Origin of the sequence: Nostoc sp. (assembly GCF_036917275.1) — a bacterium.
Classification (GTDB): Bacteria; Cyanobacteriota; Cyanobacteriia; order Cyanobacteriales; family Nostocaceae; genus Nostoc.
On sequence record NZ_JBALDF010000032.1, the window covers coordinates 300,795 to 318,956 of the forward strand.

The following is an 18,162-nucleotide window of genomic DNA, read 5'->3' on the forward strand; positions in this document are numbered from 1 at the left end:
AGAATAATAACTTCTAACTCCTGTACAGACGCGATTAATCGCGTCTCTCTATTGATTTTGAACTGTTGACTCTGCGTAGCTACTGCCGCCAAACTCGTTTGCCCGTGTGCTAGGTACTAGTGTCCAACCTGCTTTGAGAAGTTTTTGATAAGTTGCCCAACCTTTAGAACCACCTGGTATTTGATAATCTGGGACTGAAAAATGTCCAAAAGCTGTGTAGGGACGCCAAGGCTGATTGGGTTCTGCCTGCAAATACAAAATTTTCTCTCCGTCGCCACCAGACTTAGGTAACCAGCACATTTGTCGATGCATTGCAAACTCCTTTGCTTTTAGCTAATAACTAATGCAGAATGGCAGAATTTTGTTAAGCCATATCTCACCTTTGTGGAGTACTTTTTTGCCTAATACTTTAGACAAAATGTAATTAAGTTTTATCCACTACAGGATAATTACTTAACAAGTCATACCCTGATAAAGCTGCTGTAAGACACAAAGATCAACAGCTTTCCTTCACCTTCCTTTTAGGGGAGATTTTTCTAATGTTATCCGCGCTTTTGATGAGTGTGTGTAACAATAACTACTATTTTAGCTAGAGTTTACAATCAGACTATTTGTATTTCTGCTTATACCAATTCTCCGTGAGCTTGCACTTAATGATTACTCCTTCTGCCTTGGCGTACTTGGCGCACTTGGCGGTTCGTTTAATAATTAAGTGCATCTTCATAGAGAATTGGTATTACATAAGCGCAGATTTGAGAAATTACTTATAAAGTTATGCTGATTAAACACTACGAGCAAACAATTTGAAGAAGAATTCAGAAGTCCGAATTCAGGGGTCAGCAATATTTCAGTGGGGGTTTTAAACCCGTTTATTCATCCGCTCTTATCGTACAGAAAACATTGCTGAATTATGACGACTGACGGCTCTATTCTGTTTGATAAAATCTAACAGTAATGCTTGTTGTTTGAATCGTCCGTTTGATGACCAGACATAATCCCGTATTTATCTAAAAGCAAGATTATTTATAAAGTAAAAATAAAATTAACTGTAGGGTAGAATGGCGTTACTTAACCTAGATTTAGATCCCCGACTTCAAGAAGTCGGGGATCTGGGCAGCAAGTTGGGTTATTAGAAAGATGGAGCATACAACTTATCGCCGACAATGCCGCGAATTGTCTCTACTAATTGAGTGTATGCAAAGTCAGACAAAACTGGTTTTGCTCCTTGCAAGTTAATTGGTTGATCTAAATCAATCCATGACTTGCAACCGCCGTATTTAGGATGGTAGGGAATTTCTTGTTGAGGTAGTTGATATGTCCGCAAGAGGAGAATATAAAGCGGCTGGCGTGGTTTCCATTTGAGGCGATCGCTAATACAATGCTCGTTCCAAATATGGAAGGGAAGCAAGGCGTTGACAATAAATTCGTCACTAACTGGCAAAATATCCGTAATTTCGGCCCAACTGCCGATGCGAACTGTTTCTGGATGCCAACATGATGTTACTGGATAAACATGATTGGCATACTCTGCTTTCAGCATGAAAGCTTGTTGATGTTCACAAGTAGGGTAAAGCAAAATTTGTTTGTGGGCAACTTGGAAACGTCCATTTCGTTCATGGATACCGCCTTTGCGGAGCAACATAATTGTTTTGCCATTTTCCAAAGCATTTATGGCGACTGCCCATTCTTTGAGAGCATGAAAAGTTGTGGTCGATTCCATCAGCATCTACTGTAACTCTAATTTAATTTCAACCTAAGACCGATAAAGTGTGAAACTATCCAAGGGAATGAATTAGGAAGCAGTTATGGAAAAGCGATGTCTCCGACGGGCTATGCCTACGCTAGGTACAACTGAAGTCCAAATTACACCTATCTTTACGGGAACTTGGCAAGCTGGTAAAAGAATGTGGGTAGAAATTGAGGATGCTGACTCGATTAAAACGATCCGAGCCGGATTTGAAGCTGGGATCACCAGAATAATTCGTAGAGTCTGCCTAAAGAGATTTAGCCAGTAAAATCTCATCCAACCCACGAAAAATAAGATTGTGGAAGGCTCAGAGATAAGTAATGGATGTCAATGGTAACATTACCCTGATAGCTCAAACACCTACAGTTAATCCTGTGCGTTCTTGGTTATCACTTACCTTTTGTCATGCTTGTGACTAAACCAACTACGATTTTTGGCGCGAATTTTGTAAAAGTTAAAAGGCAAAAGCAGCCAGGGTGTTGGCAGAAAACCACGCTAGCTCGCTTTTTGCGTTTGCCTTTGTACTTCCTAATAGCTTTGCTATGCATCCTTAGTTCACCCGTACTGGCAAAAGTTCCTGGCTCAATTAATTTATCATCCCAACTACCAATTAATAGTCTTATGTCGTTGGCTGTGGCCGCTGACCCCGCCTTACTATTAGAGCAGGGCCAAATTTTATATAAGGCTGGGAACTTTGCCAAGGCGATAGAAGTGTTACAACAGGCTGTCCAAGCATCTAAGCAGCAAAAGAACAGCCTCAGTCTGGCAGTAACACTAAGTAATCTTTCCCTAGCTTACCAGCAACTGGGTGTATGGAGTCAGGCACAGCAGGCAATTACAGAGAGCTTAAATTTGCTCAAACAACAGGATCAAAACCAAAATCTGCAAAAAATATTTGCCCAATCACTGGATATTCAAGGTCGTCTCCAACTAACAATGGGACAGGCTGAGGAGGCTTTAGAAACTTGGCGGCAGACGGAAAAAATTTACAGGCAAGCAGATGATCAAAGCGGTGTGGTGCGATCGCTAATCAATCAAGCACAGGCGTTGCGAAGCCAAGGACTTTACCCTCGGGCTGTGAAAACACTCGAAGAGATAAGTCAGACGTTAAAATCTCAACCAGACTCTAGAGAAAAGACAGTGAGTTTGCGATCGCTCGGTGATGCCCTTTTGGTAGTGGGGAATTTGAAAGACTCATACCAGGCGCTAGAAGAAAGTCTGATGATTGCTCAACGTTTGAAATCAAACACTGATATTGCGGCAAGTCTGTTCAGTCTGGGGAATTATGCTCGTAAAAAACAAGATAACATACAGGCGATCGCTTATTATCAACGAACAGTCACAGCATCTCCTTCACCCCTGACAAAAGTCCAAGCGCAACTCAATCAACTGAGTCTACTCATTGAAGATCAACGATGGGCAGAGGTTCATACTCTCTCACCATTGATTGAGTCCCAACTCGATCAACTCCCCCTCAGCCGTGCTACTATTTACGCTCAAATTAACTACTCACAAAGTATTTTAAAAATCAATAGTGGTGTGTTACCAACATCTAGTCAGAATTACTACTCTGGATTCAGCATAAAAGACTCGACAGTATTACTCACTAGGGCCATCCAGCAATCCCGTAGTTTAGAGGACAAGCGGGCAGAAGCCTATGCTCTGAAAAGTTTAGGCGGTTTGTACGAAGAAACCGGACAGTGGTCAAAAGCGCAAGACCTGACCCTGCAAGGATTAGCTTTGGCACAGAGCAGCAATGCACCAGAAATTATCTATACTTTGGAATGGCAGTTAGGTAGATTGCTCCGGGCACAAACAGATATTAATGGTGCAATTAGGGCATACGATCTTGCTGTGGAAACTCTTGAGTCTGTCCGCAGAGATTTAATAGTCAGTAATGTAGTGAATCAGGATGTGCAATTCACCTTCCGGGACAGCGTAGAACCCGTCTACCGAGAGTCAGTAGAGTTACTACTGAAATCCCAAAAAGAAAAATCAGATGAAAAAATATTGGAGAAAGCACGAGAGCGGATTGAAGCACTCCGACTAGCAGAATTGGACAACTTCTTCCAGGAAGCTTGCCTGCAAGGTCAGAGAGTAGCCCTCGATCAAGTGGTAGAAAAAGAAAATGCCACGGCTGCCATCCTCTATCCGATTATTCTTCAAAAAGAACTCCAGGTAATTGTCAAAATTCCCAAACAACCCCTGCAAAGCTACACTACTCAGATTTCCCGCCCAGAAGTAGAGAAACTCTTAGTAGAACTGCAAAAAAATCTTGTTGATCCCACCGCTACCAAAGCCGTCCAAACCCACTCGCACCAAGTTTATAACTGGCTACTAAAACCGATTGAGTCAGAATTGCAAAAAAGTCGGGTAGATACCTTAGTGTTCGTCTTAGATGGGCCGTTACGCAATTTACCAATGGCAGTTCTCTATGATGGCAAGAAATACTTGGTAGAGAAATATGCAATTGCTCTGAGCGTCGGTCTGCAACTCCTCAGCCCTAAACCACTGGTAAAACAGCAACTAAGAGCGTTAACCGCAGGACTGACTAAGCCGCCACCAGGTTTTTCCAACTTTGCACCGTTGCTTGCGATCGAATCTGAATTCAATGGGATTAGCAAAGCCGGAATCTCGACAACTAGCCTACTAGATAAAGATTTTAAGAAAAAGAATTTAGAGAGTAAAATTGGTGATGCTCCATTCAACATAGTGCATTTAGCAACCCACGGTCAGTTTAGTTCCCGCCTTGAAGAGACTTTTATTTTGGATTTTGATGGTGAGATCAATGTCAAGGATTTTGATACTCTCTTCAGCAGTCAGGGTAAAACCATAGTAGAACTATTAGTTTTGAGTGCTTGCCAAACAGCAACAGGAGACAAGCGTGCAGCGCTGGGGCTTGCAGGAGCAGCTGTCCGAGCTGGGGCACGCAGTACCATAGCCTCGCTGTGGCAGATTGATGATGAATCGACAGCAATGTTTGTTAGCGCCTTCTATCAAAAACTCAACAGTGGCAAAATCACCAAAGCCAAAGCTGTCCAACTTGCCCAGTTACAACTGGTGAAACATCCCAACTACAGAGCGCCAAGCTTTTGGTCTGCCTATGTGTTGATTGGCAATTGGCTGTGATTTGGGGATTGGAAACTGGGAACAAAGAAAATTAGAGACTCATTCATCTCTTTAAGAACTCCCTTCATCCACCTCAGAACCTCAAACCTCTCAATCCCCAATTTTCCAATAATCATTCTCTATTTTGTGGCATAAATTTAGTGAATGCGGGTGATATGTATATAGCAGCATTGGTCACTAGGGATTGACTTATGAATAACTCCACTTATCAGCTAGACGATTTCGCTTTAACATTACCGATTTCCCAATCAGCTAGCATAACTGCCCAGCAATTTGCTAACCAGCAGCCAAATCCTGAAAAAGCAGAACAAGTTCGGCTGAATACGCTGGCTGTGTGGGTGGTGAATGACTACTTGGAAATGATGGATATTCCTACTGACCTGCAAGCTAGTGACAGCTGGAACTGTGTCATGCGCCTCTGTGGGAATATAGCTGACTTAGAGGTGCCCTCAGTTGGTCGCCTGGAGTGTCGCCCTGTGCAGGAACACCAGCAGATATGTTCCATTCCTCCAGAAACCTGGGAAGAACGGGTAGGTTATTTAGTAGTTCAATTTGATGAATCGCTCCAAGAAGCGAGGCTGCTTGGTTTTATGCCTAGTGTCGCAACTGAAACACTGCCTTTAGAACAACTGCAACCATTGGAAGCGTTTATCGACCACCTGAGTCAACTGCGCCAATCCCCAGTTAGTTCACTAGTGAATTTAAATCAGTGGTTTGCTGGTATATTTGAGGCAGGTTGGCAGACTATTGAATCTCTGTGGAACTTGCCGGAACTCAGACCAGCTTATGCCTTTCGCAGTATTGAAACTTTGGAACTAAATACCCTTAACGAACCAGAATCAATTACTAAACGGGCAAAACTGATTGATTTAGGTATCCAAATTCTCAACCAACCCGTCATGTTGATTGTGGAAATCAGCATAGAAGAAGATCAACAAACTAGTGTTCGTCTTCAATTGCACGCCACTGGGAATCAAATCTACTTACCCCCAGGAGTTAATCTCACTGTTCTAGATAGTTCGGGAGCAGTATTTCTAAATGCTCAATCGAGAAAATTAGACAATTATATTCAGTTGCAGTTTCGCGGGGAACCTACAGAGCAATTTAGCGTTAAGGTAGCTATTAATGATATTAGCATTACCGAATATTTTCGGATTTGAAACATATAGCTATCTTCCTTCTTCGTTGGTAATTTATTAAGTAGTAATTGGTTAATTAAAAATTAAAGGTGAAAAATTCAAGCCGACTTTTGGAGATTTTTAAAAAGGTCTGTAAAAGATTGTGGAGCTTGTTATGAGACTTAGAACAGGGCATGATTTTGCACAGGGAGATTAGTCACAGTCATGGGTAAGTTAGTGGTTCTGAAATTCGGAGAGGGTAGTTTTGAGCAGGGGTTTGCTGTTACTCTCCAAATTGGTGAAGAACACGAGCGTGCTGCAACAGAAATCACGGGGAGGCTACCTTCATTCCCTGAAATGCCCCTCTATTACAGTCATTGGCAGTTTAGTTATCGGCAGATAGGCAATCGTTATCGCCTCCATGCTGACCAAATGCAGGTGACGAATGTATCGATGATTCAAGACTGCGAAAACACTTCCCATATTTTGCGGGCACGTTTTAATACCTGGCTGCGAGCAGAGGAGTTTCGCCCTTTGAGGGAAAAATGGTTAGAAAGATTGTCGTCCACCGAAGAAGTGCGGGTGATTCTGCAAACAGAAAATAGCCAATTGCAACTATTACCCTGGCATTTGTGGGATTTGTTAGAACGCTATCCCAAGGCTGAAATCGCCCTTTCTTCACCATCCTACGATCGCATTCACAAGCCACGCACTCCAAATAAATTAGTCAACATTTTAGCAATTGTCGGCAATAGTCAGGGGATTGACACCCAGGCTGATCTAGCTTTACTACAACAGTGTGCTAATGCAGACGTCAGCTTTCTGGTAGAACCACAACGTAAGGAATTGACTGACCATCTCTGGGGAAAAAACTGGGATATTCTCTTCTTCGCTGGGCACAGTTCCAGTAATAAAGATGGAGAAAGCGGACGAATTTACCTGAATAAAACTGATAGCCTTACCATTGGCGAGTTAAAGTACGCTCTTAGGAAAGCCATTGAAAACGGTTTGCAACTAGCTATATTCAACTCCTGTGATGGATTGGGATTGGCGCGAGAATTAGCTGATTTGCAAATTCCTCAAATGATCGTCATGCGCGAACCGGTTCCAGACCAGGTTGCTAAGGAGTTTTTACAGTATTTTCTCAAAGGCTTTGCTAATGGGAAGTCTTTATATCAAGCAGTACGCCAAGGGCGGGAACGATTGCAAGGACTTGAGGATCGATTTCCCTGTGCAACTTGGCTACCAATGATTTGCCAAAATCCAGCCCAGATACCACCCACTTGGCATGAATTAAGGTCTACAAAAACTGAAGATATACCGAATTTAGCTTTATCTCACAAACGCAGATTTACGATAACCTTGTTATCGAGTTTGGCGATTACAGCCTTGGTTTGTGGAGTGAGATGGCTAGGATTGGTGGAAAGTAGCGAGATGCAAGCCTTTGACCAGATGATGCGATCGCGCCCCGCAGAAGAACCAGATTCGCGTCTGCTGGTAATTACAATTGATGATGATGATTTGGCGACTCAAAAACAAAATGGCGATTCCTTGATCGGAGTTTCCATTTCCGAAAAATCACTCAATAAACTACTGGCAAAACTGAATCAATACCAACCTCGCGCGATCGGCTTGGATCTCTATCGTGATTTTAAAGCCACACAACCAGATTTAATTACTCGTCTGCAAAAAACTCAGAACTTGATTGGCGTATGTAAGGGGAGCGATGGCACAGTAAATATCCGAGGTAAAAGGCCACCACCAGAAATCCCCACAACAAATCTAGGATTCAGCGACTTTATTGAAGATCGTGATGGAGTTATGCGTCGGCATCTCCTGTTCATGAACCCAGAGCCTACATCGTTGTGTCTTGCTCCCTATGCATTCAGTGTAGAACTGGCCTTTCGCTATCTGAGACCTTTAGGAATTCAACCAAAGTTGACCCCTCAAGGGAATTTGCAGCTGGGTAAGACTATTTTTTCAAATCTGAAGTTTGGCACTGGCGGCTATCAAAATATTGATACCAATGGTGGTCAAATCTTACTCAACTACCGTTCTTCAAAACAGATAGCCGAGCAGATAAAGCTAACACAATTTTTATCTAACCCGGTTAACCCTACTGCTATCAAAGATCGAATTATTTTGATTGGTGTTACGGCAAAAGAGGATTCTCTAGACACCTGGCGTACACCTTACGGAGTAAACTCGTATGAGCAAATGCCAGGAGTGTTGGTACAAGCGCATATGGTGAGCCAGATCCTCAGTGCTGTCCAGAATGGGCGGCCGTTGCTGCGGGTTTGGTCACTATGGGTTGAGGTGGTCTGGATTTGGGGCTGGTCTTTGGTAGGGGGAGTCCTAGCTTGGCCAAAGCTTTCATTTCGTTGGTTGGCATTGGCAATCAGTATTACCTTTAGTGTTCTGTATATAATTTGCTTTAATCTATTAATTTCGGGTGCTTGGGTGCCGTTTATACCTTCAGCTTTGTCGTTGGTAGCTACGGTTGCCTTGATGTCAATTTATAATTCAAAAACAAAAGTTCGGGTGGCGAATAGGGAATAAAGAAAGATTTTTTTATGAAATTTTTGGATAACCAGCAGCTAAATCTACAAGGTTTACATACTTAAGGGAAGGTTTTTATGAAGTCAAATTCACAACCGATAAAACTATTTGTAGTAGTAGCTTTTAGCTGCACCAGTTTACTAGTTAGCCTGACTCCAGTTTTTGCAAAACCAACTCTTAGTTCTTCACTTAGCGATCGTAATGCTAAAACGACCCTTGAAGCCACAACCTTTAATCTACCTCCACTTCCACCTGGCCCTCCTCCTGGAGGTCGGGTTCGTGGTGGAGCGAAGCGTGGTGAGCCGGCATGTCCACTTACTAAACCCAAGCTGACTGCTTTAGTACCCTTTACTGAGTCAGATGAAGTGATCAATGTCTGGGGACAGACAACCCTAGAACGCCCAAATTGGTTTTTCTATATGCCGTATACCAAAAATTCGCCCTATGAAGTTGAATTTGTGCTGCAAGATCAGGACTCTAACGATATTTACCGCCCACTGATCGCTCTACCTGATAAACCAGGAGTCATCAGCGTTTCTCTACCTTCCACAGTTCCTGCTTTGGCACTAAACAAACAATATCGCTGGTTTTTCACAATTAACTGTAATAAGCAAACGATTTCGCCCCCGACTTTCGTCGAAGGGGTGATTGTCCGCGTCGAACTAAATCCAACCGTAGTCAAAAAGCTACAAACACCAGAACTTCTAAAGCGTTATGCTATCTATGCTGAAAACGGGATATGGTACGACGCACTGACGATACTGGCTCAACTGCGTCAGAAAAATCCTGAAGATGCAACACTGCAAGCAGAGTGGAGGCATTTGTTAGGTCAGATCCATTTAGATGATATTGCACCAGAACCGATTCTCTCAAAGCAACCTTAGAGTAAGAAATACAAAAAATACTACGGTGTACACACAAGTCCTAAAAACCTAGTTTTTTCAAGTGTGTTATTCCTGAGGGTACGGCACTATCCCAGATTTTCGGTTTCCCCCAAGAGTAGGAAAGCGATCGCTAATTAGTGTTATTCCCGAAGGTGGTTAGAACATTAACAGATGATAAAACTTAGACACAAAAAGGCTTTTCACCCAGTCCCCAGTCCCTAGTCTCCAGTCCCTTGCTATAACTAATCTTCTTTTTGCAAGATATCATGATCAATCGGTCGCTCCTTTTTAATATCAGGACTTTCTGATGTCCAATAGTCATCTACTTCAGGAGATTCAGAAACCATCACAAACTCAGTCTCTTTTCTATGGTTATTTCCCCATTGATCCAAAACATCTTTAATTAATACCTCTTGCACCCAAATTTTAGCGACAACAGTTAGAGGTAGTGCTAGAAATAATCCTAAAAAGCCAAAGAAAGTTACGAAAAATAACTGGGAAATTAAGGTTACAGCAGGTAGCAATGAAACTTGATGCGCCATGACAATCGGCGTGATGAAATTACTTTCAATCTGTTGAATAAAAAAGTAGATAATCAAGACAGCAACTGCTTTCCAGGGTTCATCCAACAGAGCGATCGCCATTGCTGGTACTACACTCAGCGTTGGCCCGAGGTTGGGAATTAAGTTCAAAAATCCTGCCAAAACCCCTAAAGCAAGTGCTGCTTTTACACCCAAAACAGATAAGCCAATTACACTCATCAACCCGACTACACCCATAGCAATGAGAGCGCCTATTACCCATCCCCCCAAAGAGACTTCGCATTGATCTAAAATCCCTTCGACTCGTCGCCGATAAAATGAGGGGAAAAGCCGCACAAAGACTTTGCGGTAAGCCACAGGATTGGCTAATGTCATTCCTGTTAAAACTAGCACTAGTAAAACCTTGAGGACAATTTCCAAGGAGCCAGACACAAAGGCGAAGGAGTTTCCTAATACCCGATTGGCGATGGGCTGTGCTTGTTGGATCAGGCTGTTTAAATCTGGGATGTAAGGAACCAATTCAGTAGGAATGCGGCTTCTCAGACCGTCAAGCCAACTATTAAAGCGTCCAAAACCTTGGGGAACCCGATAGGTTAGTTCTTGAAACTGCTGGGCAAAAGGTGGCACAATTAGCCAGAAAAAACCCACGATTCCGGCAAAAAAGATAGCTACTGAGAGAAGGACAGCGAATCCACGCTTCATACCTGAGCGTTGGAAGCGTTTCGCTAGCCGATTTAAGGTGGTGGCTAATACAACTGCGGCAAACACGAGCAAAAGTACTTCCCGAATTTGCCACAGGATGTATAAAGAAAGAACTATGGCGATTAAGCCGATCCATTGACCGAGTTTCACAGGCTGACTCCCAACGGTTGGCGAGATGCAATTTTGTTGTAATTCAGCTAGGTTAGCTGATTTTAGTCACTTGTGTGTAAATGGTTTAAGTTAATTTTGTTTCTGTGCTTGGAATCGCCACAGTAGCGCGATCGCTATAATTACAATCGGCAAGAATATTATAATCAGCGCATTGGTTGCTGTCGGCGGAATTGATAAACTTGGCCCTGCATACTTAATCAATGCTGATAACAAAGCCGAGAGTAAAAGCAGTTTCAGAACCAATCCTAGTTGATTTTCCATAAAAGTACGGCATACAAATTTTTATGGTACATACGAATTTGCGCTGTACCGCCCAGTTTCTACAATAAACCTACAGATACAATCCTTTCTAACTTTCTTTGGGAAATGCGATCGCTTTTTTATGTCAAACTCAACCAGCCAAAAACTTGTTCTACAGTCAGTTCCAACTCGATACCTTCCAGGATAGGTAATTTCTCAGCACCTTCGGATAATTCCAATCGCTGTCCATGAAAAATCCCTAGCACACTTTCGTCTTCTGGGTTGATTAACCAGCCTAGTTCACTACCATTGCGCGAACAATGCAATAATTTACTCAACACTTTTTTTAACCTTTGCTCTGGGGAAAGAATCTCAATACACATCAGGGACGATCGCAGCGCCGCTAAAAGTACAGCGTAGTTCTGGGAAAGCGTAAGCAATTTTTTGGCTTTTAGCTATGCCGTTAATTGTTTGGCAAAGAGTAGTTTGGAGTAAGCTATGTTCACCTTGGGGCATGGGTTTTTGAATGATTTCCCCGTTGATAAAGTCTGATGCTGGTTCAGTTTCTGGCAGTTTGAGGAATTCGTCTAAAGTTAGTTGGGGTTGAATTGCGATCGCCATAGTGAGTGGAATAGATGGGATGATTTAATTATGTGGGTTAGCGATCGCCCAATACGGTTTGGTTAAGGCAAGAGACGCGATAAATCGCCGTCTTTACAATCTAGGACGTGTCATCAAAAAACCTTATCCGAACCGGATTGAGCCATCGCCTACTCTTAAAGCTTGCTACGCCTAGCGTCCTTCGTTTATGACACCGCGCAATAGTTCAATGGGTTGGTCATCAAAGATCCCTGCTTCTATTGCTCGGTGATAACGTTCAATTGTCCATTTATAGGTAGTTACCGTCATAGCCTTTTCTACCGCTTCGACAATAGCTTTAGTTTGATTTTAGTTGATTGCTAACTTACAAAGATTTTGGCAGAGGGTGCGATCGTCAAGTTATAAACACAAGACTTACGTAAAGGTAACGTATATTTTCGTCATTGCGAACGAAGTGAAGCAATCTCGTTAAGACTGGGATTGCTTCGCTTGGCTCGCAATGACCAATCATCGCTGCATAAGTCCTGGGAATTACTAATTAGCCTAGTCTTCAACCTGCCGCAATTTCTCCAATTCCTCTGGCGTGAGGGGATTATTTCCTGACTTCAGTACTTCTATCCAGCGTAGCCGTCGCTGCTTGACATCATTTGAGTAATCATCAAGTGCGCCACTGTCTACAGCAGCTTGAAAGTCTTCTAATGCCCCTGGCAAGTCGCCAGTCAAAACTCTAGCCAGCCCTCGACTGTCTTGATAGCCTTTATTGTCCGGGTCTAAGGTAACGGCTTTTTCACAGATTTTGAAAACACCTTGAGCATAACCGTGTAAACAGCCAACCCAGCAAATGCTATTTTGAAATTCAGCAGAGTTTCTCAAACTAGGGTCAAATATTTGGGCTTGCTTGAAAGCTTCCTGTGCTTCTTTAATTTTGCCTTTTCTCACCCAACTGATGCCCTGACTGAAGGAAAAGGTAGCCCCAAAAGCTGAGTCTTGCGCTAACTCTGGAGATACGTTTACTGCTTCATGCAGCCTTATTGCATTGAGCCATTTTGTGTCACTGTTCCATACAACTTTTTGGAGGTTGACACGGCTGAGGTCGGCACGGCTGAGGTCGGCACGGATGAGGTCGGTACCACTGAGGTCGGCACGGCTGAGGTGGGCATCGCTGAGGTGGGCATCGCTGAGGTCGGCACCGCTGAGGTCAGCACCAGTGAGGTCGGCACCAGTGAGGTTGGCACCAGCGAGGTCGGCACGGCTGAGGTCGGCATCGCTAAGGTTGACACGACTGAGGTTGGCACGACTTAGGTTGGCACAACTGAGGTAGGCATCGCTGAGGTTTGCACCGCTGAGGTTGGCATCGCTGAGGTTAACACGACTGAGGTAGGCATCGCTGAGGTTGGCATTGCTGAGGTTGGCACGACTGAGGTCAGCACCGCTGAGGTTGGCACGACTGAGGTTAGCATGACTGAGAAATAATCTTAAGTTCTGGTAAAAAGCAGAGATACTCAGGCAGTGACTATAGCCGATAATACGGAGCAAGCGTTGTGAGCCAAATTCATTACTATCAAGTTCACCGCAGGGGTGAAAGCTGATTTTGTCTTTGAGGTCGTCTTTTCTTTGGGCATAGCGATGCAAATCTAGAAGCAAAATCATCACATTCAGCCCTGTATACACATCCACCTGACGCAATCCCAAGTGATTTTCTCGCTCTGGTAATTGCTCCCGCAATTGTTTTTTCTTCATCTGGGGCAGGTTTACATCTTCTGCATCAATAAATTCCCCATCGCACCAACGAAAGTAGAAATTCTCTAATCTTTGGAACAGTCTACACAAGGGTTCCACATCGTGAAATTCTGAACTCTCAGCCAACAACCCCATCAAATATTCGACAATCTCAAACGTTAAATTCCCATACCCCAATAAATCGTAAATATGCTCATCCATTGTGCTTGTGCTAACTAAGTCTTCTTCGCGCTGACGCTTGCTTACCTTGGTTATCCAATCCACAAAGCTTTCTAGTAACCGTTCCGCGAATAAAAACTCGCTAAAACTCTTGTGAACAAACTCTACAGAGCCGCCTTTATCACCTGAAGCTGGTTTAATATAAAATGCCGTCAACAGGTTATTGAGTAGCTTATCTTGTTGATTTTTTTCTGAGGCATTCTCCTGTCTGGCATCCTGAATTAACTTTGCAGCTGGGTTGTTGCTGTCTTTGAGCCGTGCTTCTAACATCGTCACTCTCGTAGATTCATTCCCAGACTGCACTACACACAACGCGGCTTCCGTAAGAAATTGTCGCAAATCTTCGCTCTCAAATCCAGTCAAGCGGGAGTTATCATTTTGATTTTCACTATCACGCTGTTTTTCTAGTACCCACTTTACCGATTCATCATAGATGCGGATTTTTGCCTTAATAGCGTCTGCGCCTGCAAACATTTCGACGTTGAGACGGTTATCTCGGTGCATCCGTGCCAGTAAATAGAGCAGTAAAGGTTCTCGTGCTAGTTTATCTTTGACTTCATCAGGGCAAGCCTGCAAAAATTCTTCAAACTCACTCTTGTTAACTTGAGCCGCAATTGCCCATTTTTCCAGCCATGTTTGCCGAAGCGAGTTATTCATTGGCTGAAGTTCGACGCGCTTCAAGCTTTTAGTTTGTGAGAGGAAGCGTTCATTTCCTTGCAGCGCTAGGGGACGACCGGTAACTAAAAACTGATGATGACAAAGGCGGTCTTTTTGATACTGCTCCACCTGTTCTAAAAATTCCTTCAAGCCGCCAGTTGCTCGTCCTTCCAGCAACAACTCATCAAACCCATCCAGTAAAAATAAAAAGCGAGTATTTTTATCTGTCAGCCAGCCGGAATCACTGGTGACAAAATCAAGGTGTTGTAAATAGTTCTCTAAAGTATCAGTTAAGTTATCTTTTAGTACGCGCAAATCTCGCAACCGAATCAAAATTGGGGTAAAGCTGGGATGCAATTCGCGCTGTACCCAATCGGCAAACATCCGACAAAAGACACTTTTCCCCCGTCCGGCTTCACCCTGAATAAACAAAACTTTTTTCTGTTTCGCCTCTGCATGATTCAGTATTGCCTTAACCCACGCTTCCAAGTCAATATTTGCATCGTCTTTGACATCTAGCTCTTTGACTTGCAAAGGTACATATAAATCCCGAAAGGTAATATCGGTTTCATCAAAAATCTTTTCTTCTGGCTTTGGTTTAATTACCTGTTCCAAATAATCTTCAATATCCAGATTTTTCTCTAGCTTTTCTTTTCCTCCGGCGCTATACCACTTCCAAAGTTTGTCCGCTTTCTTTCCGACTTCTACCAATGCGTCTTGCATCTTGTCATCGGTGTGACGCGCTACCCTTTCAGTGAAGGTTTTTGCTTCTGCCTCGGATAATCCGGCTTCTTGCAAGCGTTGCTGTAAAATCTGATTAAATGATTCTGCTAGTTGAGATTCGTGAAAATAGAGGATGGCTTTTTTTACTTCCCGCTCATTAAATTCTTGCTCACCTAATTTCTGAATCTGCAAAGCTAAAGTCTTAGACGCTTCACGGTTTTGATCAATTTTTTGAAGTAATTCCGAATCTTATTTGAGAATATCCTGAAAGCTATCTATGTAGGCAGCCTAACTAACTAGTAGCACACAGTTTTCTAAACTTGGCTCTTTGTGGGTTGCATCAATAATGAACTTTAAGATGGTAATGGCGACTGGTGCAAAGGGAATTACTTCCTTGGTAATTTGACCGAGAGGAGAATTAAATACATCTAATAGTGACGAAATCTGCTCTACGTAGGGTTGGAGGTTTTTAACATTGGGTTTTTGCTCTTTAATTGCTTTTGCCAAATCAAGCACGGCTTTAGCTGCTTCGGCTCCAGTCTTTGTTACCTCTACGCCTTGTGTCCAGTTTAAATCTTGAATGTTTCGCAAAAACTTCCAGAGTTTCGTCATCGCCATAGACTATTCTCCAACATCATTAATTTGGTAAAAATGCACCTGTATAAGGCTTTTCATTTGTATGCAATCGATTTTGACCTCTCTCCAAACCTCTCTCCTAAAAGGAGAGAGGCTTTGAATCTTACTCCCCAATGCTAGTAGGGAAGGGGTTGGGGTTAGGTCTATATTAATAAACTCAATTAAGAACCGCTATATTACTTAACTCATAGTCAACCAGCTAAAAACTTGTTTAACTGTCAGTTCTAACTCGGTATCATTGAGTATAGGCAACTGATAAGCTATTGTATATAATTTCACTGACTACTTGTGAAACGCTGTAAGCACAGTTTTAAGTTTCACGCAAAGGCAAAGAGGCGCAAAGAGTTTTTAGGGTTTGTTGTCCACGAGTATAAAAGACTCTCTGGCGAGTATAAAAGACTCTCTGGCGAGTATCAAAGACTCTCTGGCGAGTATCAAAGACTCTCGCACGAGTATCAAAGACTCTCGCACGAGTATCAAAGACTCTCGCACGAGTATCAAAGACTCTCGCACGAGTATAAAAGACTCTCGCACGAGTATCAAAGACTCTCGCACGAGTATCAAAGACTCTCGCACGAGTATCAAAGACTCTCGCACGAGTATCAAAGACTCTCTCGCGAGTATTAAAGACTCATCAACAGAATTCAAAGACTGGATAATTACGAATTACGAATTACGAATTACCATTAACTGCGTTGCCAAATTTTAATTGTCTTATCCAAACTCCCGCTAACCAACATCTCGCCGGAAGCAGTGAAGGCTAATGCTGTAACTATATTGCCATGACCTGTAAACGTACCCAACAATTCCCCAGTTTGTAGATGCCACAATTTGATAGTTTTATCTGCACTACCGCTAGCGATAATTTGTGCATCGGGACTTAATGCGATCGCATATACTCTATCTCTATGTCCTTTCAGAGTATGCAGTAATTCCCCAGTCTCCAATTGCCAAATTTTAATCGTTTGATCCCAGCTACCACTCACCAGCATTTTACCATCTGCACTAATCGCTAAGGAACGAACGATGTGAGAATGACCCATAAGGGTATGCAGTGGTTCTGCGTCCTTTAAACTTTTTATCCCCGTCTGGGGTAAGGTGCGCCAGACTTTAATTTTGCGGTAGCTACCTGTAACCAGAGTTTCCCCGTCTCGACTCAAAACCAGGGAATGAGCAGCTGTATCATCTAAAGAGAGTGCGATCGCAACCTGACGTTGCATCAAATCCCAAAATAGAATTTTTCTGTCATCTCCACCTGTAGCCAACATTCTGCCATCTGGGGTGAAGGCAGCACACCGCACTACCCCATTATGTTTGTGCAAAATATCAATCAAGTCTAAAGCGCCTACGTGCCAAAGCTTAATTGTCGAATCTGCACCACAACTCACTAAAGTCTGCCCATCTGAACTAAAAGCCAGAGAATTCACTTCATCCACTAGCCCAGATATCACCCAAGGATACTCTGATAATGTCTCTATTAATTCACCCTTGCTTAAATCCCAGAGTTTCGTTTCTCCCCGACTACCACTGGCCAATATGGGTAAGGCTTTACCATTCTTACACCCGGAACTGAAAGCTAGACAATTAATGCCCCTGTTGTGACCTTGCAAAGTCTGCCAGCATTCCCAATCACCGACTATACCTTTAAGGCAATGCTCTGATGGTAGAGTCTGTATTGTATGTGCGATCGCTTTCTCATTAATGACTGGTGACGTGTCTTTTTTGCCAATAAGTGATTCTAAATACCAACTCAACCCCCCCGCATACAACAAGTTACTCGGACTTATATACAGTTTTGGTTCAGTAAGTTCAATTTGATTAGCAGGTAAAAAGCCAGTAATTATACTTTGTCTTTCGTATCCTAACTGACCTGTAGATGGATAAAACAAACATAGAAAAATTAATACTTGGTGATTTTTTAAATCTTCTTGAGTAATCGACCACTTAATTTTGTCTTTCTTAATACCATTAAAACTTTCTCCATCAGCAACATAAACTTGAACACTTAGCTGAGGATTATCTTTTAGTACATAAGAAAATTTGCTTTCGCTACACAAATTTCCCTCATCATCTAAAATCATGTTTTGCAAAGTATCACAAGACACTTTTTTTACCAACTTCCCCAAACGTTCAGCTATCACCAAATCAACGATTTTTTCCCGCAGGAGATAATCTTGGGCTTGTTGCTGGAAGTATTTGGGGAAAGGTATCGTCCAGTCAGGAGGCTCAGGATATTCAGGCGGTATCGGCGGCGGATTTTTGGCGAGAACTTCTGCTTGTTGGCGAGAAAGTTCTTGGAGTCTAGCCAATGGCTCGCCCCAAAAAGCCATAATTTCAGTGTGACAACCTTTGACTTGACTTTCCAGTAAAGATAAATCATAAGTTTTAGGTTTCTTCACACGTTGAAGGAAGTCAGTTTGTTGAGCTTTAAGTAAGCTAATCCAATCCATCTGCATTCCTGCGGCAAACTATTGCATACCTACGGTAAACTATAC

Annotated in this window: 12 protein-coding genes and 3 pseudogenes; 5 read left to right on the forward strand and 10 right to left on the reverse strand. The window is 42.8% G+C overall.

Annotated features, from left to right (window positions below; genetic code table 11):
- Positions 1–48: 48 nt before the first annotated feature.
- On the reverse strand, positions 49–312 hold the full coding sequence (locus tag V7K35_RS12600; RefSeq protein ID WP_335079380.1) for a hypothetical protein: 264 nt from the start codon (positions 310–312) through the stop codon (positions 49–51).
- A gap of 817 nt (positions 313–1,129) precedes the next feature.
- A complete protein-coding gene (locus tag V7K35_RS12605) occupies positions 1,130–1,726 on the reverse strand; it encodes a DUF1802 family protein (RefSeq protein WP_335079382.1) in 597 nt (198 codons plus the stop codon).
- A 79-nt stretch (positions 1,727–1,805) separates the two neighbouring features.
- Between V7K35_RS12605 and V7K35_RS12610 the strand changes: the two genes are divergently transcribed.
- The 5 genes from V7K35_RS12610 to V7K35_RS12630 all read left to right on the forward strand — a co-directional run bounded on the left by V7K35_RS12610 (position 1,806) and on the right by V7K35_RS12630 (position 9,437).
- Complete coding sequence (locus tag V7K35_RS12610) at positions 1,806–2,015, forward strand: hypothetical protein (protein ID WP_442939724.1); 210 nt, start codon at positions 1,806–1,808, stop codon at positions 2,013–2,015.
- A gap of 137 nt (positions 2,016–2,152) precedes the next feature.
- A complete protein-coding gene (locus V7K35_RS12615) occupies positions 2,153–4,876 on the forward strand; it encodes a CHAT domain-containing protein (protein WP_335079384.1) in 2,724 nt (907 codons plus the stop codon).
- A 191-nt stretch (positions 4,877–5,067) separates the two neighbouring features.
- The gene (locus V7K35_RS12620) at positions 5,068–6,036 is read left to right on the forward strand and encodes a DUF1822 family protein (protein ID WP_335079386.1); all 969 of its coding nucleotides are present in this window, start codon (positions 5,068–5,070) and stop codon (positions 6,034–6,036) included.
- A gap of 183 nt (positions 6,037–6,219) precedes the next feature.
- Complete coding sequence (locus V7K35_RS12625; protein ID WP_335079388.1) at positions 6,220–8,553, forward strand: CHASE2 domain-containing protein; 2,334 nt, start codon at positions 6,220–6,222, stop codon at positions 8,551–8,553.
- A 77-nt stretch (positions 8,554–8,630) separates the two neighbouring features.
- Entirely contained in the window at positions 8,631–9,437 is an 807-nt protein-coding gene (locus tag V7K35_RS12630; RefSeq protein ID WP_335079390.1) for a DUF928 domain-containing protein, read from the forward strand.
- Positions 9,438–9,679: 242 nt separating this feature from the next.
- Here V7K35_RS12630 and V7K35_RS12635 read toward each other — a convergent pair whose 3' ends face one another.
- The 8 genes and pseudogenes from V7K35_RS12635 to V7K35_RS12670 all read right to left on the reverse strand — a co-directional run bounded on the left by V7K35_RS12635 (position 9,680) and on the right by V7K35_RS12670 (position 18,123).
- Positions 9,680–10,831, reverse strand: coding sequence for an AI-2E family transporter (locus V7K35_RS12635; protein ID WP_335079392.1), 1,152 nt, complete (start codon positions 10,829–10,831; stop codon positions 9,680–9,682).
- A gap of 90 nt (positions 10,832–10,921) precedes the next feature.
- Positions 10,922–11,113, reverse strand: a complete 192-nt coding sequence (locus V7K35_RS12640) for a hypothetical protein (RefSeq protein WP_334797153.1) — start codon at positions 11,111–11,113, stop codon at positions 10,922–10,924.
- A gap of 119 nt (positions 11,114–11,232) precedes the next feature.
- Positions 11,233–11,713, reverse strand: a pseudogene (locus tag V7K35_RS12645) (Uma2 family endonuclease).
- A gap of 192 nt (positions 11,714–11,905) precedes the next feature.
- Positions 11,906–12,001 (reverse strand): annotated as a pseudogene (locus V7K35_RS12650) (Uma2 family endonuclease); the annotation flags it as partial.
- 234 nt (positions 12,002–12,235) lie between these two features.
- Positions 12,236–14,155, reverse strand: coding sequence for a pentapeptide repeat-containing protein (locus V7K35_RS29685; protein WP_442939722.1), 1,920 nt, complete (start codon positions 14,153–14,155; stop codon positions 12,236–12,238).
- 120 nt (positions 14,156–14,275) lie between these two features.
- A pseudogene (locus V7K35_RS29690) lies at positions 14,276–15,649 on the reverse strand (NACHT domain-containing protein); the annotation flags it as partial.
- A gap of 366 nt (positions 15,650–16,015) precedes the next feature.
- Entirely contained in the window at positions 16,016–16,315 is a 300-nt protein-coding gene (locus tag V7K35_RS12665) for a hypothetical protein (RefSeq protein ID WP_335079398.1), read from the reverse strand.
- A 38-nt stretch (positions 16,316–16,353) separates the two neighbouring features.
- Complete coding sequence (locus tag V7K35_RS12670) at positions 16,354–18,123, reverse strand: WD40 repeat domain-containing protein (RefSeq protein ID WP_335079400.1); 1,770 nt, start codon at positions 18,121–18,123, stop codon at positions 16,354–16,356.
- Positions 18,124–18,162: the final 39 nt, after the last annotated feature.

What these genes read in the sequence shown, in the direction of transcription:
- V7K35_RS12620 (WP_335079386.1), top strand. Translation starts at nt 5,068, where the DNA reads ATGAATAACTCCACTTATCAGCTAGACGATTTCGCTTTAACATTACCG.
- V7K35_RS29685 (WP_442939722.1), bottom strand. Translation starts at nt 14,155, where the DNA reads ATGCACCGAGATAACCGTCTCAACGTCGAAATGTTTGCAGGCGCAGAC.
- V7K35_RS12615 (WP_335079384.1), top strand. Translation starts at nt 2,153, where the DNA reads ATGCTTGTGACTAAACCAACTACGATTTTTGGCGCGAATTTTGTAAAA.
- V7K35_RS12625 (WP_335079388.1), top strand. Translation starts at nt 6,220, where the DNA reads ATGGGTAAGTTAGTGGTTCTGAAATTCGGAGAGGGTAGTTTTGAGCAG.
- V7K35_RS12670 (WP_335079400.1), bottom strand. Translation starts at nt 18,123, where the DNA reads ATGCAGATGGATTGGATTAGCTTACTTAAAGCTCAACAAACTGACTTC.
- V7K35_RS12600 (WP_335079380.1), bottom strand. Translation starts at nt 312, where the DNA reads ATGCATCGACAAATGTGCTGGTTACCTAAGTCTGGTGGCGACGGAGAG.
- V7K35_RS12630 (WP_335079390.1), top strand. Translation starts at nt 8,631, where the DNA reads ATGAAGTCAAATTCACAACCGATAAAACTATTTGTAGTAGTAGCTTTT.
- V7K35_RS12610 (WP_442939724.1), top strand. Translation starts at nt 1,806, where the DNA reads ATGGAAAAGCGATGTCTCCGACGGGCTATGCCTACGCTAGGTACAACT.
- V7K35_RS12640 (WP_334797153.1), bottom strand. Translation starts at nt 11,113, where the DNA reads ATGGAAAATCAACTAGGATTGGTTCTGAAACTGCTTTTACTCTCGGCT.
- V7K35_RS12605 (WP_335079382.1), bottom strand. Translation starts at nt 1,726, where the DNA reads ATGCTGATGGAATCGACCACAACTTTTCATGCTCTCAAAGAATGGGCA.